This is a genomic window from Corynebacterium sp. HMSC073H12, assembly GCF_001837775.1.
Classification (GTDB): domain Bacteria; phylum Actinomycetota; class Actinomycetes; order Mycobacteriales; family Mycobacteriaceae; genus Corynebacterium; species Corynebacterium amycolatum.
Map to the genome: position 1 here is coordinate 30,747 of NZ_KV834035.1, position 23,722 is coordinate 54,468.

Genomic DNA, 23,722 nt, shown 5'->3' on the forward strand with positions numbered 1-23,722 from the left:
AAAAACGGCTCGAAAGTGTCATAAACTCGCACAGTTTCACATTTGCAGCCCATGGTTTTTGGGATCTCAGCTGCTCAACCCGGATGTTGACGGCTCGGCAGTAGCCCCCGGCTCCAGTCCCCACCCGGCTCCAGTCCCCACCCGGCTGCAGACCGAGGCTCCAGTCCCCGGCCGCCCGACCGGCTGTAGGCCGACGCTTAGAAGCGCGGGTGGCTGCCGCGCAAAACAGCCCCATCCTCGCCGGCCTCGCTCTTGCGGACAGTACCCAGCTCCCAAGCGTTGATGTGGCGGGCAGTCAGCAGAGCCAGTGCACGATCGCGGTCTTCTGCGGAAACAATCGCAACCATGCCAACACCCATGTTGAAGGTCTTCTCCATCTCCTCTCGGGAGACGTTGCCGAGCTCAGCAATGGTCTTGAAGATCGGGCCCGGGGTCCATGTTGCGCGGCTCATGTCAGCGGTCAGGCCTTCCGGCATGATGCGAACCATGTTGCCAGCCAATCCGCCACCGGTGACGTGGCAGAAAGTGCGAACCTCTGCCTCGTTCATGAGAGCCAGGCAGTCCTTCGCATAAATCTTGGTTGGCTCCAGCAGCTCCTCACCGAGGGTACGCCCGAAGTCCTCGACGTAACCGTCGAGCTCCAGACCGGCCTTCTCCAGGAGAACGTAGCGAGCCAGCGAGTAGCCGTTGGAGTGAAGTCCAGAGGACTCCATGGCGATAATGACATCGCCCTCACGCACGCGGTCCGGGCCGAGAAGCTTGTCCTCTTCCACGACACCGACGCCGGTAGCGGAGACATCGTACTCGTCTGGTTCCATCACACCCGGGTGCTCTGCAGTCTCGCCGCCCAGGAGGGCGCAACCCGCCTGGCCGCATCCCTCGGCGATGCCGGAAACGATCTCGGCGACGTGCTCCGGCACGACCTTGCCAATTGCGATGTAGTCCTGCAGGAACAGCGGCTCAGCGCCGCACACAACCAGGTCATCGACGACCATGGCGACCAGGTCCAGGCCAATGGTGTCGTGCTTGCCGACGGCCTGCGCCACGGCCAACTTGGTCCCCACACCATCGGAGGATGCGGCCAGCAGCGGCTTTTCGTAGTTGCCTAGTGCAAACAGGCCGGCAAAACCGCCGAGCCCGCCACGGACCTCTGGGCGAGTGGCCTTCTTGGCAATCGGGGCGAATAGTTCAACGGCGCGGTCGCCGGCTTCGATGTCGACGCCGGCTGCAGCGTAGGAAGCACCAGAAACGTTCTCGGTCATTAGAGGCTCTCGCTTTAAACTTTCTCCCCCGGGCGGCGTTACTGCCGTATCCGGGAGTATTGGCGGACCGGGAACAAAGCAACGGCTGCAATCCACAGCACCGCTTGCGCTTCGTTCTCGGTTCAGTTCTCGTAGTTCATTCTAAGGAGGTTTCGAGGCTAATTGCTCGTTGCGGCTTTGGCAGCCTGGGCTGCCTGCATCCTCTCCACAGCTGCCGCATTCGGATTGCCCTCCGGCAGACCCAGCGGGTACTTGCCATCGAAGCAGGCACAACAGACTTCGGTCTTTGCCTGCTCGGAAGCGGCAACCATGCCATCGATGGAGACAAATCCCAGGCTGTCGGCGCCAATCGCCGTTGCGATACCGGCGACGATGTCATTTTCATCCACACCGTTGGCCAACAGCTCGCCCGGAGAGGCGAAGTCAATGCCGTAGAAGCACGGCCATTTCACCGGCGGTGCGGCGATGCGCACGTGCACTTCCTTCGCACCAGCCTCACGCAGCATGCGAATCAGGGCACGCTGAGTGTTACCGCGGACGATGGAGTCATCGACCACGACCAAGCGCTTACCGGCGATAACTTCCTTCAGCGGGTTCAGCTTCAGTCGAATGCCCAACTGACGAATCGTCTGCGAAGGCTGAATGAAGGTACGGCCCACGTAACCGTTTTTGGTCAGCCCCTGACCAAACGGAATGCCCGATTCCTGGGCGTAGCCAACAGCGGCCGGGGTACCGGATTCCGGAACCGGCATCACCAGGTCACCGTCAGCCGGGAACTCACGGGCCAACTGGCGGCCCAGCTCAAGACGTACAGCGTTGACGGAGCGACCACGGATGTTGGAGTCCGGGCGCGCCAGGTAGACGTACTCAAAAATGCATCCAGCGTGGGTGGTCTCGGCAAAACGCTGCGAACGCACACCGGAAGCATCAATGGCCACCATCTCGCCTGGCTCGATTTCGCGGACGAACGATGCACCGACGATATCCAGCGCGCAAGTCTCGGATGCGACTACCCAGCCACCGGACAGGCGGCCCAGGCACAGCGGGCGCACACCGTATGGGTCACGCGCGGCGTACAGCGTCTCGCCATCGGTGAAAGTAAGACAGAAAGCGCCCTTCAGGCGTGGCAGCAGTGCCATCGCGGCCGCTTCTACATTGGTGCTGCAGCCGTAATCTTCGGGGTGGTCAATCTTGCCGGTTTCGTCGGCAAGCAAAGTGGTCATGATTGCGGAGTCACTGGGCAGCTCGCCCTCGTCGCGCATCAGGCCTTTTTCCACCGCCTCATGGAACAGCGTGAGGTGGTTGGTCAGGTTGCCGTTGTGCCCCAGCGCGATGTCCGTGCCGTCGGAGGCCATCTGGAACATCGGCTGTGCATTCTCCCACGCAGGAGCTCCAGCGGTGGTGTAGCGCGTGTGCCCCACCGCTACGTGCCCCTTCAGAGCGTCGAGCGTCTGCTCATCAAAGACCTGGGAAACAAGGCCCAGGTCCTTGAATACGAGAATTTGGTCGCCGTCGCCGACTGCGATACCGGCGGCTTCCTGACCGCGATGTTGCAGGGCAAACAGGCCATAGTAGGTGAGTTTGGACACGTCTTCGCCAGGTGCCCAAACGCCAAAAACGCCACATTCTTCGCGCGGGGATGTCTCCCCCAGATCGTCGTAAGGCGAAATTGGCAAAAGTTTGGTCTTTGGTGCACCTGAAATGTTGGTATCGGCCACGACATTCACACTAATAGCCCCACCCGCCTGGGCACCAATTCAGCATCCCCCCACGGGTTTTAAGAAATGCGCGCCACCGGCAGATGATTCCCGATTTCCGCCGCGCGCGTGCCCGACATATCGATGTGCGCCTGCACCTGCTCTAACGTGATCATTCCGCACGCGAGTCCCAGCCAAATCTCCGGCGACATCTCCACGACATTGGGCGGCGTACCGCGTGTGTGCCTGGGCCCCTCAATGCACTGGACCGCGACGAAGGGCGGCACGCGCACCTCGACGCTATGCCCCGGCGCCTCTTGGGCGAGCATCCGAACGGACAGGCGTACCGCTTTGGCGAGGCTCGCACGGCTTAGCGACGGCCTCTGCACCCTATCCGGCCCGGTGAAGGAGGCAGCCTCTTGGCCAGATAGCAGTTCGCGGCCGAGAAGACGTTGCGCCGCCCAGGGTGCGGCGGTGGAAAGAGCGCTGCGAACGTCGAAAGGCGAGATTTTGGATACCATAACCTCATCCTAGAGTTATGCTTTCATATATGGATACGCAGTCAACTGAAAAAGCTGAACAGGTGCACGCTCCAGCGTCACCATCTCTTGTACTCCGTTTTATGGCGTCGCCGACCGATGTCATTATGGCCGGAACCAATTCCGTCCACGGCGGCCGTGTGTTGCAGTGGATTGACAAGGCCGCTTACGCCTGTGCGACCGGCTGGTCGGGACGCTACTGCGTGACTGCGTACTTCGGTCACATTCACTTCACTCGCCCGATTCCCAGCGGCCACATTGTTGAGGTGCGCTCCAAGATTGCGCATACCGGTCGCAGTTCTATGCACATCGTCAACGAAGTGCTGTCGGCAGATCCGCGCGAGGGCAAGTTCACCCGCGCAGCTGACTGCCTGGTGATTTTCGTGGCCATGGATGAAAACGGTAAGTCGACTCCGGTTCCGAAGTGGGTCCCGCAAACGGAGGAAGAAGAGCGTGTTGAAAAGGCCGCTCTTTCCCGTTTTGAGCTCCGCCGCGACATCGAGGCAAGCATGCGCGCGCAAACGTACTCTGCGGATTCCTCTGCACCCGAATTGACCACCCGCTTCCTGGCTAAGCCAACGGATGTCAACTGGGGCGGTAACGTCCACGGTGGTACCGCCATGGAGTGGATTGATGAGGCTGCGACGGCAGTTACCACGAACTGGGCGGGACGCCAGACTATTTCCGTGTACGCCGGTGGCATTCGCTTCTACAATCCGATTCACATTGGCGACCTGGTTGAGGTGCGTGCGCGCATCCTGCGCACCGGCACGACCTCGATGCACCTGTCGGTGCAGGTCTACTGCTGCGAGCCTCGCAAGGGTGTCGGCGGGCTGCGCAAGGCTCTGCACTCGACCATGACTTATGTCGCAATTGACGACGATTTCAACCCGCAGCCGGTGCCGCACTTCCAGCCGACCACGGATGAGGACAAGCGTCTGCACGCCCACGATCTCTCGCTGAAAGCGTTGCGCGACAAGTACAGCCCGCTGCCTCTGATTGAGCACGAAGAGGATTAAGCCACCTGGCCGCTCGACTTCTTGTTCTTCCACCAAATGGATAGGAACATCCAGCCAATCAGCGCGAAGGTGATGTAGGTGACGTACCTGTCAATCGTCTGCAGGGAGCCCTGGATACTCGGGCCGAAGGTCAGCCCCAAGTACAGGTAGAAGCACTTGAGCATCGCGGCGCAGAGGAAGAGGTACACGCCCACTACCCAGCCGCGTGCCTTCGCAATACCGCCAATTGCCACCACAATCGTGGCCGGAATCGGCGAGAACGGCACAAACGATGCCAGTACACTCAGCCCGATGCGTTCATAGATGAAGTTCTCCATCTTCTTAAACCATCGCGGTGGGTGTCCGCCGAAACTCATCGTGATGAATTCCGGCCCCCACTTCTTGCCCATCCAATAGAAGAACGGCATGAACTTGATGGTCGACAGCGCCGCAATCACTACAACAGCGAAGAGGAAGAGCGGCCGGTCCTCGTTTTCCGACGCGAGAATCAGCACCGACAGATTCGAGCCTGTCAGCCACGTATGCAAAAACGTGTACTTGAGCAACAAAACCGCGCGAAACGGAATGATTGCAAAGCCGTACACGGCAACAAGCATCAGCGATGCATAGAGAATCTTGTCTATTTTGTCCGGCTCACGCAGGAAGCTCGGCAGATCCTCACGAGGGTCTCGCTCGGCCTCGTTACGCATGTCGGATGAAGTCATGAACCACAGTTTAACTGCACGCTCCTTCCACAGCAGGAGCCACGGGCGATGCCATTACGTACGGTTTCAGGCACACTCGCCAAGGACGACCGCAGCGCCGCCTACTATCCTGGGAAGATATGACCACCGATTCACCCGCGCCTGTGCCCGCACAGCAGCCTCACGCAGCACGGTCTGAGTCTTCCTCACCATCGCTTGACGACGGCCAGGAGAACGCATCCTCACCGAGCATGCTGCAACGTGTTCGCGCCACTATCCCGCCTGTGTCCATCCTGGTACTGACGGCGATATTCCTCTTCGCCGGGTGGTTCACGCTCTTCGGTCCTATCAATGTTCTGGCTTGGCGTGGTGGCACGTTCCCCCGCACCGAGGCAGACCGCCCCTACTATCAGCAAGCTCTGAAGGATGTTGCGCGCTATCAGTACGAGGAGCAGCCCTCCCCTGAGGTTTACTTCGGCCTGGCGTGTGGCGCTACCGATGCCGACATCCGCAGCGTTATCCCCAAGGTCGGCGAGCACCCGAATTCAGACGCAGACCCAACCGCTGATGCAGATGCCGTCGCCGCCGCTGCTGCCACCAGGCCGGGTTCTGCACACGCGGCTGCGAACCAGACATCGAAGCTGAATCCAAACCTTGACGCATTCGGAGACACGGTCGACTGCTCCGGTTCCTGGACTGCACCATTCTTGTCATTCCTGCTCGCGTCCGCGGGTGTTCCGGTCTTTGATACGCCCGAGAATTCGGCTGCCAATAGTGCTACCGACAACAACAGCACAGAGCAGTACAACACTGCGCAGAAAAGAACAGAGCAGAACAGCACTGTCACAACCGAGAACCCATGGCTGGTTACGGATGTCGAACAGCTCATGGATGCCTACAAGGCACATGATGCTTTCGTCACCGACAAGGACTTCTCTCCTCAGGTGGGTGACATAATTTTCTACCGCTACCCCGCAGGCCTTGGGGTGCACGCCAACATGGTTGTCGCGGTTCAGGGCGACTGGGTCACCATCGGTGGCGATGAGGTTGGCAAGGTCGGTCTAGCTAGCATGACCCTGCGCAACCGAGGTGGCATCGTGGGCTACGGCGCCACGGGCTACTTCGAGCAAGCACCGCTGGACGCCACCAAATAGCCAAGTTTAAATAGGCAGATTTTCCTCGATGAGGTCGCGCAGAGCGTCGTCGTCAGGCGAGACATTGGAGCGGAAACGGCCGATGACCTCCCCTTCGGGCGAGATAACGAACTTTTCGAAGTTCCACTTCACGTCCCCGGCCTCGCCGTCGGCGTCCGGGGTTTCCTTCAGCAGCTTGTACAGTGGGTGAGCGCTGTCGCCGTTGACCTCCGTCTTTTGGAAGAGCGGGAAGGTAACGCCGAATTCGCGCTGGCAGAACTGCTTGATTTCCTCGGCACTGCCGGGCTCTTGCCCACCGAACTGGTTGCAGGGGAAGCCGAGGACGAAGAAGCCGCGGGGTGCGAGTTCGTCGAAAAGTCCTTGCAGATCGTCGTACTGATCCGTGAAACCGCACTCCGAGGCGGTGTTGACGATAAGCAGAACGTGGCCTGCCCAGTCGCTCATCGTTGCTTCGTTGCCGTCGATGGTGGTCACGGGGATGTCGAAGAGATTGCTCATAAACCCCACACTAGGGCAGTCCCACGATAGCCGTCAGAGGTGACGACTAGCCGACCTGCTCCATGCCTTCAAACAGCTCGCGGCCCAGCGGCACCGAAGAGTGGTTGACCGGCTGCGCACCCCCATCGACCGCCTGGTCAATGATGTCGACAACATCCTGGCGCAGCTTGTGCTCCCGCAGTTTCGAAGCGTTAACGGAGATGCGCACTGCGCGGCCCTTCCCCAGCGAGCGCTGCACCGAGGAGCGCACCGCACGGCGCCACCAACCGGCGCCGCCGAAGCCCTCGCCGATAGCCAGCACGCGAGTTGGATCAACAGCACCAGTGGTCAGGTCGCGGACCCCATTTCGGTCCGCTGCAACACGGAAGCCCAGCTCCGGCAGCACGTTCATGGTCTCTGGCGACATGGTCCACTTCGGCGGCGCAAACACATCCGTTTCAAAACCCATCGCACGCATCTGGCGCGTTGCGGCAGTCAGGCGCAAGCGCGCTTCATGTTCGCTTAACGACGCAAATTCCGCGCCTCGACCTCGAACCGACTGATCGAACCCCGCGAGAACAATCTCGATGCCGTCATCGCTACGACGGCGGAGCCAATCCAGCACCGCCGGAGCTTCCCGCAACGACCAGTTCTTACCCGCATGCGGCGCTACCAGCAGAGACGGCGTAATATCGCGCTGTTCCATCGCTGCCACGAAACGAGCGACATCGAGCAATGTGCCATCGCGCAAACCCGACACCGACACCAAAAGCGGCGAACCGACCACACCACCGTCAACAGTTACGAGCTCTTTGCCCGCTGGACGAACGACCTGGTCGGTCGTCCGAATCTGTTCTTGCACCCCACTGCCTGCCATGGATTCAACAAAAACAGGCGTATGTAAATTTTTGGTAACGGAGAGGACAAAGCTTGGAGAATACTCAGAGGCCTTTCAAGTAAGGGGCATATAGGGAACAGCGTGAGCGTAATTGTGCGTCTGCTGCACGGATTATCCCCAGTGCACAACCTCATCGAGCGCCAAGCCCTTGCGCCAACCGAACTTCTCCAAGTCACGCTCCGCTGCCAGGTGCGTTACTGGACCAATGCACAGCCAGGCCACCGGGCGCACGGGCGCCTCGACACCGACAAAGTCGGCCAGGAAATCCTCATGGTAGAAACTGACCCAGCCGACGCCGAGTCCCTCTGCCGTAGCGGCCAGCCACAAATTCTGAATAGCCAGCGCGACTGACATGAGCCCGGTGTCATCGACGGTGTCGCGGCCGAGAATGTTCTTGCCGCCACGGGTCGGATCATAGGTGACGACGATGCCCGTTCCCGAGTCCACAATTCCTTCAATCTGAATCGGATTGAAAGTCTCGCGCCGCTCGCCTTCGAGTTTGGCTGCGAATTCAGCGCGGCGTCCGGCTACGTGGTCGGCAAACTGCTGCAGGCGAGCCGAATCCTGAATGATGTGAAAGTCCCATGGTTGGGACAGACCCACCGAAGGAGCGGCGTGAGCGGCCGCCAACACGCGCATCAATCGCTCCCTGTCCAACACTTCGCCGGCGAATTCGCGGCGGACATCCCGCCGCCGAAAAAGCGTGTGGTAGACGGCCAACTGATCGTCGGAAAGCGAATCGGTGTCAAAACCCTGCGCGGACAGCAGGGTACGCATATCCATGCTGTTACTCCACCGCACCAGCAGTGTGGACAATCCAGGCGTACTCGAAGGCAGTCTGACGCCAGCGTTCGTAACGGCCGGAAACACCACCGTGACCAGCGGACATCTCGGTCTTGAGCAGGAACTGGCCCGGCTCGCCGCCGACAACCTCACGCAGCTTGGCGATCCACTTTGCCGGCTCCACGTAGAGCACGCGAGTGTCGTTCAAACTAGTAATCGCGAGAATCTTCGGGTACTTCACATCGGCCGAGATATTCTCGTACGGCGCGTAGGAGGCCATGTAGTCGTAGACCTCCGGGTCGTGGTACGGATCACCCCACTCATCCCACTCCACCACAGTCAGCGGCAGCTCTGGCATCAGCATGGACGTCAGGCAGTCGACAAACGGGACCACAGCCTGAATGCCCGCGAACCTATCGCCAGCAATGTTTGCGACCACACCCATCAGCATGCCACCCGCTGAACCGCCGAGCGCTACCAACTGCTCGCGCGTGGTCCAACCAGAATCCAGCAGGTAGTCAGCGACGGCGACGAAGTCAGTGAATGTGTTCTTCTTCGTGGTTGCGCGACCGTTCTCCCACCAGCCACGGCCCATCTCGCCGCCACCGCGGACGTGTGCAATGACAAAAATCATCCCACGATCCAGCAGCGACAGCCGGGCGATGGAAAAGCCCGGATCCATCGAGGCTTCATAGGAACCGTAGCCGTAGAGCAGCGTCGGATTCGGCGCATCCAAATCCAAATCCGCGCGGTGAATAATCGACACCGGAATCTGGGCGCCATCGCTTGCACTCACCCATTCACGCTTGGCGACGTAGTCACCGCGATTAAACTCCCCGCGAATCTTCTGCTCCTTGAGCAGCACCCGCTTGCCCGAGGCAATATCAATCTGCCAGAGCTGCGACGGCGTGGTGAAGGAGCCGTAGGCGTAGCGCAACACCGGGGTGTCCCATTCAGCGTTGCCGGTAGTGCCTGCGGAGTAGAGCTCTTCGTCGAATTCGAGCTCGACGAAGTTCACAGCGGAGGCTGGCACTGGGTCGGCAGCATCGCCCGTCTCAGCGGGGCCAGCACCATCCTCGTCCTGCGCCAATACCGCCAGCGCCACACGACCAATACCGCCGCGACGGTATCCAAACGCGATGTGCCCAGCGAAGCAGTCAACGCCCTCGACACGGACGTCATCGCGGTGAGCAACCAGCTCAGTGAGATCCGAAATACTGTCGAAAGACCCCACCGGCATCATGGCCAGTGCGAAGTTCGAGCCAGTCATATTGTGTGTAATCAGCCACATATCCTGGCCCCTGATGACGGCGTGGTCGATGTCGTATTCAACACCGGACTCGCGCGGGCGCACGCAGGTGAACTCACTGGTCGGGTCACTGGCGTCCAGGTACCAAACCTCGGAGGTAATCTTCGAGGAGCTCTCAATAATCAGGTACTTTTCGCTGCGTACCGTACCGACTCCGACCCAGTAGGCCTCATCGGGCTCATGGAAGACACAGACGTCATCCTCGGTGGAGGTGCCCACGCGGTGACGCCACACGGAATCCGGCCGCCAGGCTTCGTCGACCTTCTGATAGAAGATCCATTCCGAGCCAACCCAGGTAGCACCTGCGGCGATGCCCGCAATTTCGTCGTCAAGCAGTTCGCCCGTGCGCAAATCCTTTACACGCAGCGTGTAGCGCTCGTCGCCTGTGACGTCGGTGGAGTAGGCCAGCAGATTGCCGTCCGCGGAGACGCTCGCTGCGCCGAGGGCGAAGAAGTCGTGGCCTTCGGCCAGCTCGTTGGCATCCAGGATGACCTGTTCTCCTGGTGCCGGGGAGTCGTCCGCAATGGTCGGTGGCGTCCACGCGGCAAGACCGTCACCGGCCTCCGCGCGCACGCGACAGCTCATCCCGTAAGACTTGCCCTCCTGCGTGCGTGAGTAGTACCACCAGCCATTAAGGCGAGTTGGGACCGACATGTCGGTCTCCTGCACACGCGACTTGATTTCCTTAAAAATCGCGTCCGCGGTGCCATCAAGATCGGAGGTAAAAGCCTCCGTATAGGCATTTTCAGCCTCTAGGTATTCGATAACCTCGGGGTTTTCCTTATCGCGGAGCCACTCGAAGTTATCGGTGAAGTCCCTTCCGTGGAAGGACCGAGTCACCGGCTTCCGTTGTGCACGGGGTGCGGGCAAATCCTTTTTTGCAGGCTTGCCGACGGATGCCGAGTCCAAGGTCACTTCGCTCACGCAGGTTCTCCTATCCAGTCCGAGAAGCGGCGGCCCGACAGTCGTTCGTAGGCCTCGACGTACCGCTCGCGAGTTGCTTCCACAACACTACCCGGCAGCGCCGGCGGCGGAGTGCCCTCGTCCTTCTTCCAGCCGGACTTGGAGCAGGTCAGCCAGTTTCGGACGTACTGCTTGTCGAAGCTCGGGTTAACCGAACCCTCCTGGTAGGAGTCGGCTGGCCAGTAGCGGGAGGAGTCCGGGGTGAGAACCTCGTCGGCCAGCACCAGGTTGCCGTCGGAGTCGAGACCGAACTCGAACTTAGTGTCGGCCAGGATGATGCCGCGCTTAGCAGCCAGTTCAGCAGCCTGGGTGTAGATACGCAGGGTGGCATCGCGCAGTTCTTCGGCACGCTTCTGCCCCAGGGACTCCACAACGGCGTCGAAGGAGACATTCTCGTCGTGCTCGCCCAGTTCGGCCTTGGTGGCCGGGGTGAAAATCGGTTCTGGCAACTTGGAGCCCTCGACGAGGCCCTCTGGCAGCTCAATGCCGCAGACAGTGCCGTTTTCCTTGTACTCGACGAGACCCGAGCCGGTTAGGTAGCCACGTGCGACACACTCGAATGGCAGCATGTCCAGCTTCTTGCACACCAGCGCACGGCCGAGGCACTCTTCCGGAATGCGCTCATCGTCAGCCGGGCCAGCCATATGGTTCGGAAAGTCGATCTCGTCGAAGAAGAACACGCTCATCGCGGTGAGCACTCGACCCTTGTCAGGAATCGGGGTCTCCAGAATGTGGTCGAAGGCAGAAATACGGTCACTGACCACAAGCAGTAGAGTCTCAGGGTCAATCTCGTAGATTTCCCGGACCTTGCCCGCGGAAAGATGGTTATACGAGGAAAGTTCAGGTCGCATGGCGATAAAGTCTAAACCCCTATACGCCTTTGCACTCTATTGATACCTCCGGCCACCACCCCAACTAGTGGGGATTGACGCAATTACCGTCGTCAAGCGGGAAAAATTTTGAGATTCCGGACTGCTGCCCATCGAATTTTTCACAGGTAAACGACGGTGTTTATCCCTCACCGCCCCCGCTCGGTAGATGACTGGGCAAAAATATTTCTAAAAACGTGACAGAAAACACCGATACCAGTATTGTCTAAATTTAGTAATTCACGTCACACTTCAAGGATTTTGAAGGGAACAATCACATGGCAGCTCAGGCCAACAATAACTCTCTGCGCCGCGCAGTCGTCGTCGGCGGTAACCGCATTCCGTTCGCTCGTTCTAATAAGGAATACGCTAACGAGTCGAACCAGGACATGCTGACCGCTGCAATCGACGGTCTCGTCGCCCGCTTCGGTATCGGCGGCGAACGCCTCGGCGCAGTCTCCGCCGGCGCTGTGCTGAAGCACTCCCGTGACTTTAACCTCACCCGCGAGTGTGTCCTCGGCTCCGCACTGGCGCCGGACACCCCGGCTTTCGACATTCAGATGGCATGTGCCACCGGCATGGAGGCTCTCAACTCTGTCTCCAACATGATTAAGCTGGGCCAGATTGACTCCGCTATCGCCGGCGGTGTGGACACCACCTCCGACGCTCCGATTGCTGTCAACGACCGTCTGCGCAAGATCCTGCTGGAGGCCAGCCGCCAGAAGTCCACTCTGGACATGGCAAAGGTCTTCCTGAAGGCCCGTCCGTCCGACCTGGCTCCGGATACTCCGTCGACCGGCGAGCCGCGCACTGGCCTGTCCATGGGTGAACACCAGGCCATCACCACCGCCAAGTGGGGCGTTACCCGAGCTGAGCAGGATGAGCTCGCCGCCGCTTCCCACCAAAACATGGCAAACGCTTACGACGAGGGCTTCTTTACTGACCTCGTCACCCCGTACAAGGGTGTTTCCCGTGACACCAACATGCGCCCGGACTCCACCCCGGAGAAGCTGGCCAAGCTCAAGCCAGTCTTCGGCCGCGGCCTGGAAGCAGAGCCGACCATGACCGCCGGTAACTCCACTCCGCTTACCGACGGCGCCTCCGCCGTCCTCGTCTCCACCCCGGAGTGGGCCGCTGAGCGCGGTCTGCCGGTGCTTGCCGACGTCGTCGATTCCGAGGCAGCCGCAGTTGACTTTGTCCACGGTGATGAGGGTCTGCTGATGGCTCCGGCTTACGCCACCCCGCGCCTGCTGGCCCGCAACGGCTGGACCTTCGACGACTTCGACTTCTTCGAGATCCACGAGGCTTTCGCCGGCACCGTCCTGTCCACCATGAAAGCATGGGAGGACGAGGAGTTCTGCCGCACCAAGCTCGGATTGGAAGGCCCGCTGGGCTCCATTCCGCGCGAGAAGCTCAATGTCAAGGGCTCTTCCCTGGCAGCCGGCCACCCATTCGCCGCTACCGGCGGCCGCATTGTGGCAGCCCTCGCCAAGATGCTGCGCCAGAAGGCAGACGAGACCGGCAAGACCACTCGCGGCCTGATCTCCGTCTGTGCCGCAGGCGGCCAGGGTGTTGTCGCAGTTCTCGAGGCTCGCGTCTAAAAGCGCACCACCGATAAAGACACTTTTACTTTTATTTACAAGGTTTACTGACAAGGAGAATTTTCCATGGCCGATAAGTACCAGGAACTCGTCAACGGTGGTCCGCTCACTGGACTGGCTAAGGCCGCTGGCCTGCCACAGCCACCGTTCCTGCGCCGCCACAAGCCGGGCGGTCCGCTGCTGAACAACGACAAGGTGCTCGTCACCGGCGAGGGTGCAGATGCAGACGCAGTTGCAGCTCAGCTGACAGAGTGGGGCCTGCAAGTTCGTCGTGGCAACGCCGCTGACGACAAGATTGGTGCCATTGTCCTCGTCGCCACCGAGGCTAAGCGCCCGGCAGAGCTGCAGGGCCCAGTGCTCGCTGCTGCAAAGCACATGCGCAAGCTGGACAAGGGCGGCCGCATCGTCACCGTCTCCCGCGCCAAGGATGCGCACCACAACGCAACTCCGGCCGAGATTGCTGAGAACGCTGTCGCCGGTGGTATCGAGGGCCTGATCCGCTCCCTCGGCCACGAGGTTCGTGGCGGCTCCACCGCTAACGGCATCCTCGTTGCTCCGGGTGTCTCAGTCACCGCACCGTCCGTGATTTCCTCCCTGCACTTCTTCCTCTCCGGCCGCTCGGCCTTCATCGACGGCCAGTTCCTCCGCGTCTCCTCCGACGCTGGTGAGATCCCAGCTGACTGGGATAAGCCGCTGGCTGGCAAGGTTGCCGCTGTCACCGGTTCCGCCCGTGGTATCGGCGCCGCTATCGCTCGTCAGCTCAAGGCTGACGGCGCAGAGGTCATCGTCATCGACGTTCCGCAGGCTGGCGAGGCGCTGTCCAAGGTTGCCAACGAGCTCGGTGGCCTGGCTCTGCAGCAGGACATCACTGCCGACAACGCCGGCAACGCCATTGCCGATGCTGCTGTGGCCCGCTACGGCCGCCTGGACATCGTCATCCACAACGCAGGTATCACCCGCGACAAGATGTTCGCCAACATGGACGACGCCAAGTGGGGCTCGGTCATCGCCGTCAATATCGAGTCTCAGTTGAAGATGAACGAACAGCTGCTGAATCACAAGGCCTTCGAGAAGGCTCCGCGTATTGCCACCATGGCTTCCACCTCCGGTATCGCCGGTAACCGCGGTCAGACCAACTACGCCACCTCCAAGGCCGGTGTTATCGCAATGGTTGAGGCTTACGCTGAGGAATTCGCTAAGCGCGGCGGCAACATCAACGCTGTTGCTCCGGGCTTCATCGAGACCGACATGACAGCGGCTATTCCGTTCGTCAACCGCCAGGTTGCTCGACGCGTGAACTCGCTGCAGCAGGGCGGCCAGCCGGGCGATGTCGCCCAGGCAATCGCCTTCTTGGTCTCCGACCGCGCTCTCGGCGTCAATGGCCACGTCCTGCGCGTCTGTGGTCAGAACATCGTCGGTGCCTAAGCGAAGCCACGGCTTCCGCATAGGCTCCGGATAAGGAGGAAAGAGGAAAACTTATGGCAAAGACCCTGGATGCCATTCCCAATCTGGTTCCGCTCTACGCCAAGGCAGCTGCCGGTTCGGCGAAGAAGCGCCCGAACTCCACCGAAATCAAGGTCGATGAGCTAGTGGTCAAGGGCGTCACTGTCGACGCTGACCGCGACCAGGACTTCCGCGACGTCGTTGGCGCCCCGAAGTCTGAGCAGGCTTTCTTCGGCCACATCCACGCCCTGATTATGCCCATTCAGATGGAACTGATGGCTGCGGATGACTTCCCGCTGCCGATGATGGGCCTGGTCCACACCGAGAACACCTACCGCGAAATCTCGCCTGTCACACTCGGTGGCAAGGTTGATATCTCGGTGAAGGTTGCCGCATTCCGCGCTCACCGCTCGGGCACTGAGGTTGTTCTGGAGTCGACCGTTGTATCGTCCACATCCGGCGCCACCTTGGTCGAGGAGCAGTCGGTGTACCTGGCCAAGGGCGTTCGCCTGAAGGATGCCGAGGGCTTCGAAGAGGTCCAGGCACAGCGCGAGGCCATCAAGTCCGGCGCCGAGACCATCAAGCGCGAGCAGTTCAAGGTCCCCTTCCCCACTGCTCAGTGGAAGCTGGCTGGCAACACTGGCCGCAAGTGGGCCAAGGTTTCCGGTGACTGGAACCCGATTCACATCACCTCTGTCTCCGCGAAGGCTCTGGGCATGCCGGCAGCGATTGCACACGGCATGTACACCGCCTCCCGCGCGTTGGCTGAGGCACAGGTTCTGCCAGGTCAGTCGTACGAGTTCCAGATTTCCTTCGGTGCGCCGGTCGTTCTGCCGACGACCATCAATGTCGCACTCACCCACACCGGCGACGGTGCAGGTGCTGCTCACAACCTGACTGAGGGCAGCTCCAACATCGGCCGTGCAGTCAACATCGTCGCGTGGGATCGCAAGAAGAAGCGTCCGCACTTCACCGGAAGTGTTCGTCCGCTGAAGTAGTTGATGCGAACGCGCTGTAGAAAACGCCGCGCTTTGGAAAACCAGTCTCCTCATCGACTGGACCTTTCCAAAGCGCGGCGGTTTTATTTTCCCTGTTGTGCTTTTGCCCAGGACACGACTGAAGCCCCCTCCGAGAGACACCGCCTCCTCCCCCCCGGCCGGCAACCCCGCCGCTTTCCCGCCTTGAAGATCAGCTGCTGGGTTTTTCCGCCGTTAATGCAGAGTCGCGGCTTTACTTCGCAATTGCGTGACTAAGCACTTTTCAACCGCATGTAGGCAACACCTTGTTGACATTCCATTCACTCCCCTATTTTATGTTCAATTCATTGAACATAGGAGGTAATTGAGTGTCTTCACCATCGAAGACGCCGCTGACTTTCACGGAACTCCCACCGGAGGAGTCACCCCGAATCGTGTACTTCTCCAGTGCTTCTGAAAACACTCACCGGTTCGTCCAAAAGCTGGCTCAACCAGCAGCACGCATCCCGTTACATCCGCGAAAAGACGGAATGATTCGCGTTTGCAGCCCATTTGTCCTGATCACACCGACTTATGGTGGCGGATGTCGGCGCCGCGCGGTACCTAAACAAGTCATCGCTTTTCTCAACGACGAAACCAACAGGAGTTTCATCCGCGGTGTCATCACCTCGGGCAACACAAATTTCGGCACCGACTTTTGCATAGCCGGAGCCATCATTTCTGCAAAATGCCAGGTCCCGGAGCTATACCACTACGAATTACTGGGGACAGACCACGATGTGGAGAACGTCAAAGAGGGCCTGGAAAAATTCTGGAGGAGCGCTACTTCTTGAACATCTACAGCTATTCAACTACGCCACCGTCTTTTCGAAAGGACCCAGCTGCCCGCCTTCGGCCGATCAACTGGAACCGAGTGCAGGATGACAAAGATCTCGAAGTGTGGAATCGCCTAACAGCAAATTTTTGGCTGCCCGAAAAAGTTCCGCTGTCCAATGACCTTGCAGACTGGCGACGTCTCACCGATTTAGAACGCGAGCTGACCATGAAGGTCTTCACCGGACTGACCATGCTCGACACAGTCCAGGCGTCTGTCGGGGAGATTTCCCAAATTCAAGATGCCCGCACCGAACATGAAGAGGCCGTCTACACGAATATTGCTTTCATGCAAGCAGTGCATGCAAAGTCCTATTCTTCAGTATTTTCTACGTTGTCCAATACCCCTGACATCGACGCTGCCTACCAATGGGCAGTCGCCAATGACATCCTGCAGGCTCGGTCAAAAGCTGTGCTCAAACACTATTACGGCGACGTTCCACTCAAGCGAAAGGCGGCAGCAACGCTTCTTTCGTCCTTCTCGCTCTACGCCGGTTTCTACCTCCCGCTGCACTTCGCATCACGTGGCATCCTGACCAATACCGCCGACATGGTGCGCCTGATTCTGCGTGACAAAGCTGTTCACGGCTATTACTCCGGCTACAAATTCCAGCGAGGCGTAGAAACCTACGACACCGCCACGCAAACGCAGATGAAGGCTTTCGTCTTCGAGCTTCTCGACGATCTATACCAGCTCGAACTGAGGTACTCCGAAGCCCTATACCAACCACTCGGGCTTTACGACGACGTTGCCAACTTCATTCGATACAACGCCAACAAAGCGCTCATGAACTTGGGATACCCGCAGCGGTTTAACCATGAAGAGACCGCCTTCAAGCCCGAAATTCTCGCCGCCCTCACCCCGGGGTCAGATGAAAACCACGACTTTTTCTCCGGTTCCGGCTCCGCATATGTCATCGGAAAAGCCGAAGACACCGCAGATGAAGACTGGGATTTCTAAAACCGCTTCCTTCGTCACTCATACTAAGAGAGGAGCATTCGCACGGTTAGGCGCTCGTCGTTAGGCTCATTTTCATGACTGTTTCCATCTCGGCCATGATCGCGCTTAACGACGACCCCCGCGCCGCTGCGCGGTTTTACGCCGAAGGTTTTCACTCCAACATCAAGTCCAATTCCACCTCGCTCACCATCGGCGGTATGGACTTTGAGCTCATTGAAGATGCGGAACGCCAGCTAACCCCTGCTGTGTCTTTTATGGTGCGCTTTGCCCCGGGGCAGGAAAACCAGCTGCGCAGACTGTGGGAGCATCTGATGGCGGGTGATGAAACTATTAGCGGCGGTGCCGCACTCATGCCGCTGACCAGCTACGATTTCTCGCCGCTCTTTGGCTGGTTGGTCGACGGTAATGGGGTCAACTGGCAACTGATGGTTGATCCACCACCCGGCGGGGCTGCAAGCACGGACGCTGCCACAGAGACAGCGAATCCCGCCGTTATTCCCTACTTCATGTGGACAGGCGACGAACCACAGGCTGCCGCGGCCACCGAGGTATACAACCAGCTTTTCGGGTCAGGGAATTTCATGACGCTCGACTCGCCGGGCATGCACAATTTCACCTTCGGCGACGGTGTGGCGATGCGCCTCTCCAGCGATTCTGCCGAAGAGGTCGAAAGCGCCTGCCAAGCACTTGGCCTGACAGGCGCTGAGGTTGCCGAGGGCACGGAAGCCGTCGTCAAGCCCGGAGTCCAGCCTCAGCCTGACCGATTCGGCGTGTACTGGACGCTCTAGCGTTACTTACGGGTCAACGCGATTGTCGCGCCGACGACCAAGACCAGAAGCACCGCCCCCATAGAGAACCACATCATCTTCGAGGAGCCGTCATCCTCGTTTTCTTCGGTGGCCTTCGGATTCTGCTGGCTACTAGTCGGGGTTTCGCTACTTGGCGACTTGTGCGCTACCTGTTCAAAAGCTGGGCCCGGGATTTTCTCGCCGACCAACTCCGTGGTCAGCTGGTAAGTCACCGGGACGTTTTGAACATCCGCGACATCGTGGGATTTACCGGCGCCCCAACTGTTGTTGAAGAAGACAACGATGTACTGGTCGCCATCCAACCAGGCTCTTTCAGCCTCGTAGTCGCCCGACTTTTCACCATCTTCGCCGATCCGATTGCGGTAGTTAATCCGGGCCGAGTTACCAAATGTTGTCTCTTCGCCGATCTGGTGTTCATTTACAGGACGGGTTTCCTCGCTACCGGCGAGCTGGCGTGCCGAGTTCAGCGTCTTGATATCCAGGCCGGAGATCTGTGCAAGCTTGTCCGCTTCTGGGGCGTCAATGAGTTTGACGGCGCCGCGGAGCTGCTGCCCATACTCGGACTTGATCTTGTACACGTGCGTCTCACCAGGAACAATGTCGGCCGTGACGCTGCTGATGTTGTCTGCATTAAGTTCCGTGGCGTCATCGAACCACGAACCTGGGGTGACCTTCTTAGCCTGATCTGCTTCCGGTGTCGCGGGCGGAGGGTTCAAGCTCTCCTTGTCGGACGGGAACGCCTCCGGCACATCGGTCAGGTTTTCGTTGGCGAAACGCTTAATAGTCACTTCTGCAGGAATGTCCTGACCTTCGAAGGGGCCGCCCTTTCGAGCCACGGAGAACACCATATTGCCCGACTTACAGTCCCCCTCCGCTCCTCCGGACTGCTTGGTTGTTATCGATGCGAAAAAGGGGCCATTGGAGTCGATGATGCCATTGCCGAAATCATTGGCAAGGAAGCAACTGCTGTCGTCCAAATGCATAGTGAGCGCGAAGTCGCGGACATCTAGGTCCATCAAAGTCGCGCCTGACGACGCTCCCGGCACGGTGGCCGCACTAATTGCAAGCCGCTCTCCCTCAGCAACCGGGACGGAGAAGTACTCAGCACCGTCGCCTTCCTGATTACTGATGCTGCGCTCGGACTCAGGAGTCTTTTCCCGCAGCTTGGTCGAGAACGTTTCCACGTCGGCAGGCACCTGGGTAGCGCTCGTAGGAGCGTCGCCGCCCTGTATCTCTTGCGCGCTGGATTGCGCGGTGCGTGCGGTGCGGGTCGCCAGCGTCTTCATGGACTCAGTCAGCGAATCGGAGTCCTGGGCGTCTAGGTACTCGCCGCCTGTGGCCTCAGCAATGCACTCCAGTTCAGCACGTGCGCCCGCATCAACGAGGAAACCAACTGTGTTGATGACCAGATCAATGCCCTGCTGCTTGAGTTCTTTGGCTACCTCGCACACCGGTGGCGGAGCACAGGTGTCCTCACCATCGGAGACCAACACAATCGAACGTTGCCCTTCTTTCGGCAACTCATCGGCAGCCTGACGCAGCGCAGGCCCCATCGGGGTGTGGCCGGAGGCTTGGATCTTTCCTACTTCAGCAGGAATCTTCGCCGAGTTGCCAGCCTGCACGGGCAGCAGCGTGGTGATGTCCTGACAGCCAGCTTCCCGCTCCTCCGGCGAATTGCCGACTTCCGTGCCGTAGACCATGAACCCAATTTCGGAATCCTCTGACACAGATCCCGCGAACTTACTCGTCGCGTCCTTCGCTGCCTCCATTCGGGTTTGGCCACCCGCATCGTCGGCAAGCATTGACCCTGAAGCATCCAGGATCACCATGGTTGGCGAGATAGTACTCGCAGCCTCTTGCGCCTGTGCACGCCCTGCTGTGATTCCCGCAAAAGAGCCTACGAGCACCAGCAACATGGAAATGGTGAGCACGACCGCCGAGAGTTGTCTTGTTCTGATCATGTGGGTCGGTTCCTTTTCTTCCAGCGTGAAAAGAACGTTACCCGACAAAAGGTGTGTCTGACTCTCAAGATAATGACTGGGCAGACACCAAAAATTACGGACTCCACACGTGAATACGGGCTGCAAATGTGAAACTGTGCGAGTCTATGACACTTTCAGGCCATTTTTCGGGCCATTTTTGACATAAACGCAGTCAGTAACTCGGATCGACCCGCCGTCGCTGACATAAACGCGGTCAGTAACTCGCATTGAGGTAAGTATCGAAGGCGCCCACCCGCCGACGCGCCGGTCGACACGCCGAGCGGGCACACTTTTCGCCTATTAACCAGCTCCCCTTAGTGGGACTCCAACCACGCCAAAATATCGGCGTAGACCTCTTCCTTATTCAACTCGTTGAGAATCTCATGGCGACCATCCGGGTAGACCTTAAAGCGCACGTCCTTCTTCCCCGCGTTCAGGTATTTGCCCACGACCTCAGTCACGCAGGCAGCGCCACCCGCCGGATCAACGGCACCGGAAACCACGAAAAGTGGCAGATCATCAGGCGCTTTCTCATAGGCTTCAGACGAATTCGCGTAGTGCGTGCCGACGAGAAGGTCGCGGAAAAAGGCATTGGTGGGAACGAAACCGCACTTGTCGTCCGCAATATAAGCATCGACAATCTTGTGGTCGCGGGTGAGCCAATCAAACTTAGTGCGGCGCTCAAAGCCCTTGTTGTAATCAGCAAAGGTGAGAGTGTTGAGCAGCTTGCCCGGCGCGGTAGGACGAATCTTAGCCAGCAGGTTTGCAACCTTCATTCCCGCATCGCCCTTAGCTCCTGGCCACGACACGGTGCCCATGATAATGACGCCGGTAAGCCCCTCGCCGTACTTGGCGATGTAGTTACGAGTCAGAAGCGACCCCATGGAGTGGCCGAGAATATAGTGCTTGCTGCCTGGGAATTCTGCATCAACGTACTGGCGCACTGCGTGGAGGTCTTCGAGAATTAGATTCCAGCCACCGTAGTCAGCGAAGTAGCCCGGGATGCCAGCATCCGTCTTGGTCATACCGTGGCCGCGATGGTCATGCGCGACGACGGCATAGCCCTGGGATACGAGGTACTCGGCGAATTTAGCGTAGCGGTTGGCGTACTCGACCATGCCGTGGACAATCTGCACCACTCCCTTAGGAGTAATGGGCGCGCCCTTGTCATTTTCTGGGACCCAGCGCAGCACATTCAATGTGGCACCTGGGCGAGAAAGCGAAGTCCTAACAGCCGATGTCACGTCGGGCACCTTTCGCGTAGAGGTTTCGATACTTATCGCTCATCGTACCGAGGAACTTGGCTGCTCACTGGTGGTTTCGCCAACAAACGAAGAAAAACTCTGCCACCAACGTGACAGAGTTTTTCAAAGGTACTTACGTTTGCGCGTTTCGCGTTTCGCGCTACGCGATTCGCGCGTGACGCACGTGAAGCTACAGAATCTCGCCCGGCTTGTAGGCCGCGGCCTCTGGGTACTTGTCCACGACGGTCTGCACACGCGCAACTACGCGGTCAACCTGAGATTCTGCGGCACCGATGAAAGCGTGGCGGTCTGCCAGAGCGTCGGCAAGCCCTGCGGCATCCAGCGGGAAACGCTCATCTGCAGCGAGACGTTCGGTGAGATTCTGCTCGGCGCCCTTTTCGCGCATATCCAATGCGGTGGAGACGGCGTGCTCCTTGATAATCTCGTGGGCTTCCTCGCGACCCATACCAGCGCGGACAGCTGCCATGAGAATCTTGGTGGAGGCGAGGAACGGCAGGTAGCGCTCCAGCTCACGGTCAATCATGGCCGGGAATGCACCGAACTCGGACAGGACGGTGAGGAAGGTTTCAAACATGCCGTCCATGGCGAAGAAGGCGTCCGGCAGCGCAACGCGGCGGACCACGGAGCAGGAAACGTCGCCTTCGTTCCACTGAGTACCGGCGTACTCGGAGAGCATGGTCATGTAGCCACGCAGAATGACCTGGAAACCGTGGACGCGCTCACAGGAGCGGGCGTTCATCTTGTGCGGCATGGCGGATGAGCCGACCTGGCCTTCCTTGAAGCCCTCGGTGACGGTCTCATTACCGGCCATCAGGCGGATGGTGGTGGCTAGCGATGCCGGCCCTGCACCGAGCTCGACCAGCGCGGACAGAGCGTCGAAGTCGAGGGTGCGCGGGTAAACCTGACCGACGGAGTCAAAGACGCGGTCGAAGCCGAGGCCTTCAGCGATTTCGTTTTCCAGGGAGGCCAGTGCGGACTCGTCACCGTCAAGCAGATCCAGCATGTCCTGGGCGGTGCCCATCGGGCCCTTGATACCGCGCAACGGGTAGCGGGAGATCAGGTCTTCTACGCGCTCGATACCCAGCAGCATCTCGTCCGCAGCGGAGGCGAAGCGCTTGCCCAGAGTCGTTGCCTGCGCGGCGACGTTGTGGGAACGACCTGCCATGACCAGCGACTGGTACTCGGAGGCTTTCTCGGCAGTGCGGGCGGCAACGGCAACGGCCTTGTCTCGCACGACCTTCAGCGACTGCAGAACCTGCAGCTGCTCGACGTTTTCGGTCAGGTCACGCGAGGTCATTCCCTTGTGAATGTGCTCGGTGCCAGCCAGTTCACAGAACTCTTCAATGCGGGCCTTCACATCGTGGCGAGTAATACGCTCACGGGCGGCAATGGAGTCGAGGTCAACCTGGTCGATGACCTTCTCATACGCCTCGACAGTGCCGTCCGGAACCTCAATTCCGCGGGCGACCTGAGCTTTCAGAACTGCGATCCAGAGCTTGCGCTCGAGAATGATCTTGTACTCAGGGCTCCACAACTCCGCCAGAGTCGCAGAGGCATATCGGTTAGCAAGGACGTTTGCAATCTTCTTTTTCTCAGCCACGCCCTCAAGTATTCCATGACCACGGCATCCGCGGTTATCTAGGCCATGGATGACCACGCATTTCTTCCACGCCTTCGTTGAATTTGCGCATCAATCGCACGAACTCCGTGAGCTCCGAGTCCTCCCAGTCATGCGTAATGTCATCGACGGTTTTCTTACGCGCCTCGATTTCCCGGTGCAGCAGCTCTAGCCCCTTGTCGGTCGCGCTATGCACCTTCGCGCTTGACGACGGCGCAGACCTCTTCGCGATATACCCCTGCCGCATGGCGGCGGCCAGCTGGCGGTGCACCGTAGAAATGTCCAGCCCCAGCGCATCGGAAAGCTCGGCGACTGTCATATCCGGCTGCACTTCCAGCCGTGCCAGTAGTGCTGCGGCGGAGCGATCTAACAGGATGTCCTTGCGATGTGGTCGATAGCCGCTGGAGCTCACCCGGGATAGCAGCATGTTCTCGTAAACGAGCGCGGCTAGGTCGTCGTTTCGCACGATGGCAGTCAATCCTCTTGTCGCCTATATGTTGGCCCTTTAATGAGCCTGTGAGATGTATCTGTTTGCTGAAC

General features: G+C 59.3%; 21 protein-coding genes. 8 read left to right on the forward strand and 13 right to left on the reverse strand.

Going from position 1 to position 23,722, the window contains the following annotated elements:
- Positions 1–197: 197 nt before the first annotated feature.
- The 3 genes from purM to HMPREF2708_RS05250 form a co-directional block, all read right to left on the reverse strand.
- Positions 198–1,262 carry a phosphoribosylformylglycinamidine cyclo-ligase gene (gene purM / locus HMPREF2708_RS05240; RefSeq protein ID WP_070833189.1) on the reverse strand — a complete coding sequence of 355 codons (1,065 nt, stop codon included), beginning with the start codon at positions 1,260–1,262 and terminating at the stop codon, positions 198–200.
- Positions 1,263–1,420: 158 nt separating this feature from the next.
- A complete protein-coding gene (purF, locus tag HMPREF2708_RS05245) occupies positions 1,421–2,989 on the reverse strand; it encodes an amidophosphoribosyltransferase (protein ID WP_005511603.1) in 1,569 nt (522 codons plus the stop codon).
- A 50-nt stretch (positions 2,990–3,039) separates the two neighbouring features.
- Positions 3,040–3,480, reverse strand: coding sequence for a sterol carrier family protein (locus HMPREF2708_RS05250; RefSeq protein ID WP_070833192.1), 441 nt, complete (start codon positions 3,478–3,480; stop codon positions 3,040–3,042).
- 29 nt (positions 3,481–3,509) lie between these two features.
- On the opposite strand from HMPREF2708_RS05250, the gene HMPREF2708_RS05255 reads away from it, so the two are divergent.
- Positions 3,510–4,517 carry an acyl-CoA thioesterase gene (locus HMPREF2708_RS05255; RefSeq protein ID WP_005511604.1) on the forward strand — a complete coding sequence of 336 codons (1,008 nt, stop codon included), beginning with the start codon at positions 3,510–3,512 and terminating at the stop codon, positions 4,515–4,517.
- On the opposite strand, the gene HMPREF2708_RS05260 is transcribed toward HMPREF2708_RS05255, so the two are convergent.
- The gene (locus HMPREF2708_RS05260; RefSeq protein ID WP_005511551.1) at positions 4,514–5,221 is read right to left on the reverse strand and encodes a hypothetical protein; all 708 of its coding nucleotides are present in this window, start codon (positions 5,219–5,221) and stop codon (positions 4,514–4,516) included. The two genes, HMPREF2708_RS05255 and HMPREF2708_RS05260, sit on opposite strands and share 4 nt — an antisense overlap.
- A gap of 119 nt (positions 5,222–5,340) precedes the next feature.
- On the opposite strand from HMPREF2708_RS05260, the gene HMPREF2708_RS05265 reads away from it, so the two are divergent.
- On the forward strand, positions 5,341–6,354 hold the full coding sequence (locus HMPREF2708_RS05265) for a hypothetical protein (RefSeq protein ID WP_070833195.1): 1,014 nt from the start codon (positions 5,341–5,343) through the stop codon (positions 6,352–6,354).
- A 6-nt stretch (positions 6,355–6,360) separates the two neighbouring features.
- On the opposite strand, the gene HMPREF2708_RS05270 is transcribed toward HMPREF2708_RS05265, so the two are convergent.
- From HMPREF2708_RS05270 to HMPREF2708_RS05290, 5 genes are all read right to left on the reverse strand, one after another.
- Positions 6,361–6,852 (reverse strand): glutathione peroxidase, encoded by a 492-nt coding sequence (locus HMPREF2708_RS05270; protein ID WP_070833198.1) that lies wholly within the window; start codon positions 6,850–6,852, stop codon positions 6,361–6,363.
- Between the two features lie 46 nt (positions 6,853–6,898).
- The gene (locus HMPREF2708_RS05275) at positions 6,899–7,708 is read right to left on the reverse strand and encodes a polysaccharide deacetylase family protein (RefSeq protein ID WP_244262049.1); all 810 of its coding nucleotides are present in this window, start codon (positions 7,706–7,708) and stop codon (positions 6,899–6,901) included.
- Positions 7,709–7,840: 132 nt separating this feature from the next.
- Positions 7,841–8,512, reverse strand: a complete 672-nt coding sequence (gene bluB, locus HMPREF2708_RS05280; protein ID WP_070833201.1) for a 5,6-dimethylbenzimidazole synthase — start codon at positions 8,510–8,512, stop codon at positions 7,841–7,843.
- A 4-nt stretch (positions 8,513–8,516) separates the two neighbouring features.
- Positions 8,517–10,736 carry a S9 family peptidase gene (locus HMPREF2708_RS05285; RefSeq protein WP_371326296.1) on the reverse strand — a complete coding sequence of 740 codons (2,220 nt, stop codon included), beginning with the start codon at positions 10,734–10,736 and terminating at the stop codon, positions 8,517–8,519.
- 5 nt (positions 10,737–10,741) lie between these two features.
- Positions 10,742–11,635, reverse strand: coding sequence for a phosphoribosylaminoimidazolesuccinocarboxamide synthase (locus HMPREF2708_RS05290; protein WP_038626496.1), 894 nt, complete (start codon positions 11,633–11,635; stop codon positions 10,742–10,744).
- 296 nt (positions 11,636–11,931) lie between these two features.
- On the opposite strand from HMPREF2708_RS05290, the gene HMPREF2708_RS05295 reads away from it, so the two are divergent.
- From HMPREF2708_RS05295 to HMPREF2708_RS05320, 6 genes are all read left to right on the forward strand, one after another.
- Complete coding sequence (locus HMPREF2708_RS05295; protein WP_016421400.1) at positions 11,932–13,254, forward strand: acetyl-CoA C-acetyltransferase; 1,323 nt, start codon at positions 11,932–11,934, stop codon at positions 13,252–13,254.
- A 66-nt stretch (positions 13,255–13,320) separates the two neighbouring features.
- Entirely contained in the window at positions 13,321–14,679 is a 1,359-nt protein-coding gene (locus HMPREF2708_RS05300) for a 3-oxoacyl-ACP reductase (RefSeq protein ID WP_070833203.1), read from the forward strand.
- Between the two features lie 53 nt (positions 14,680–14,732).
- The gene (locus HMPREF2708_RS05305) at positions 14,733–15,695 is read left to right on the forward strand and encodes a MaoC/PaaZ C-terminal domain-containing protein (RefSeq protein WP_070833206.1); all 963 of its coding nucleotides are present in this window, start codon (positions 14,733–14,735) and stop codon (positions 15,693–15,695) included.
- A 347-nt stretch (positions 15,696–16,042) separates the two neighbouring features.
- A complete protein-coding gene (gene nrdI / locus HMPREF2708_RS05310) occupies positions 16,043–16,507 on the forward strand; it encodes a class Ib ribonucleoside-diphosphate reductase assembly flavoprotein NrdI (RefSeq protein ID WP_083321880.1) in 465 nt (154 codons plus the stop codon).
- Entirely contained in the window at positions 16,504–17,508 is a 1,005-nt protein-coding gene (gene nrdF, locus HMPREF2708_RS05315) for a class 1b ribonucleoside-diphosphate reductase subunit beta (protein ID WP_080971523.1), read from the forward strand. Before nrdI ends, nrdF begins: the two co-directional genes overlap by 4 nt.
- A 74-nt stretch (positions 17,509–17,582) precedes the next feature.
- Positions 17,583–18,296 (forward strand): VOC family protein, encoded by a 714-nt coding sequence (locus HMPREF2708_RS05320; RefSeq protein ID WP_070833209.1) that lies wholly within the window; start codon positions 17,583–17,585, stop codon positions 18,294–18,296.
- 2 nt (positions 18,297–18,298) lie between these two features.
- Here the strand turns inward: HMPREF2708_RS05320 and HMPREF2708_RS05325 are convergent, their stop codons facing one another.
- The 4 genes from HMPREF2708_RS05325 to HMPREF2708_RS05340 form a co-directional block, all read right to left on the reverse strand.
- The gene (locus HMPREF2708_RS05325; protein ID WP_070833212.1) at positions 18,299–20,278 is read right to left on the reverse strand and encodes a vWA domain-containing protein; all 1,980 of its coding nucleotides are present in this window, start codon (positions 20,276–20,278) and stop codon (positions 18,299–18,301) included.
- Between the two features lie 335 nt (positions 20,279–20,613).
- The gene (locus HMPREF2708_RS05330; protein ID WP_070833215.1) at positions 20,614–21,543 is read right to left on the reverse strand and encodes an alpha/beta fold hydrolase; all 930 of its coding nucleotides are present in this window, start codon (positions 21,541–21,543) and stop codon (positions 20,614–20,616) included.
- A 190-nt stretch (positions 21,544–21,733) separates the two neighbouring features.
- Positions 21,734–23,164 carry an adenylosuccinate lyase gene (gene purB / locus HMPREF2708_RS05335; RefSeq protein WP_070833218.1) on the reverse strand — a complete coding sequence of 477 codons (1,431 nt, stop codon included), beginning with the start codon at positions 23,162–23,164 and terminating at the stop codon, positions 21,734–21,736.
- A 34-nt stretch (positions 23,165–23,198) separates the two neighbouring features.
- On the reverse strand, positions 23,199–23,648 hold the full coding sequence (locus tag HMPREF2708_RS05340) for a MarR family winged helix-turn-helix transcriptional regulator (RefSeq protein WP_070833222.1): 450 nt from the start codon (positions 23,646–23,648) through the stop codon (positions 23,199–23,201).
- Positions 23,649–23,722 lie beyond the last annotated feature (74 nt).

What these genes read in the sequence shown, in the direction of transcription:
- HMPREF2708_RS05305 (WP_070833206.1), top strand. Translation starts at nt 14,733, where the DNA reads ATGGCAAAGACCCTGGATGCCATTCCCAATCTGGTTCCGCTCTACGCC.
- purM (WP_070833189.1), bottom strand. Translation starts at nt 1,262, where the DNA reads ATGACCGAGAACGTTTCTGGTGCTTCCTACGCTGCAGCCGGCGTCGAC.
- HMPREF2708_RS05255 (WP_005511604.1), top strand. Translation starts at nt 3,510, where the DNA reads ATGGATACGCAGTCAACTGAAAAAGCTGAACAGGTGCACGCTCCAGCG.
- HMPREF2708_RS05265 (WP_070833195.1), top strand. Translation starts at nt 5,341, where the DNA reads ATGACCACCGATTCACCCGCGCCTGTGCCCGCACAGCAGCCTCACGCA.
- HMPREF2708_RS05260 (WP_005511551.1), bottom strand. Translation starts at nt 5,221, where the DNA reads ATGACTTCATCCGACATGCGTAACGAGGCCGAGCGAGACCCTCGTGAG.
- HMPREF2708_RS05275 (WP_244262049.1), bottom strand. Translation starts at nt 7,708, where the DNA reads ATGGCAGGCAGTGGGGTGCAAGAACAGATTCGGACGACCGACCAGGTC.
- HMPREF2708_RS05300 (WP_070833203.1), top strand. Translation starts at nt 13,321, where the DNA reads ATGGCCGATAAGTACCAGGAACTCGTCAACGGTGGTCCGCTCACTGGA.
- HMPREF2708_RS05320 (WP_070833209.1), top strand. Translation starts at nt 17,583, where the DNA reads ATGACTGTTTCCATCTCGGCCATGATCGCGCTTAACGACGACCCCCGC.
- HMPREF2708_RS05290 (WP_038626496.1), bottom strand. Translation starts at nt 11,635, where the DNA reads ATGCGACCTGAACTTTCCTCGTATAACCATCTTTCCGCGGGCAAGGTC.
- HMPREF2708_RS05325 (WP_070833212.1), bottom strand. Translation starts at nt 20,278, where the DNA reads ATGATCAGAACAAGACAACTCTCGGCGGTCGTGCTCACCATTTCCATG.
- HMPREF2708_RS05295 (WP_016421400.1), top strand. Translation starts at nt 11,932, where the DNA reads ATGGCAGCTCAGGCCAACAATAACTCTCTGCGCCGCGCAGTCGTCGTC.
- bluB (WP_070833201.1), bottom strand. Translation starts at nt 8,512, where the DNA reads ATGGATATGCGTACCCTGCTGTCCGCGCAGGGTTTTGACACCGATTCG.
- HMPREF2708_RS05250 (WP_070833192.1), bottom strand. Translation starts at nt 3,480, where the DNA reads ATGGTATCCAAAATCTCGCCTTTCGACGTTCGCAGCGCTCTTTCCACC.
- HMPREF2708_RS05270 (WP_070833198.1), bottom strand. Translation starts at nt 6,852, where the DNA reads ATGAGCAATCTCTTCGACATCCCCGTGACCACCATCGACGGCAACGAA.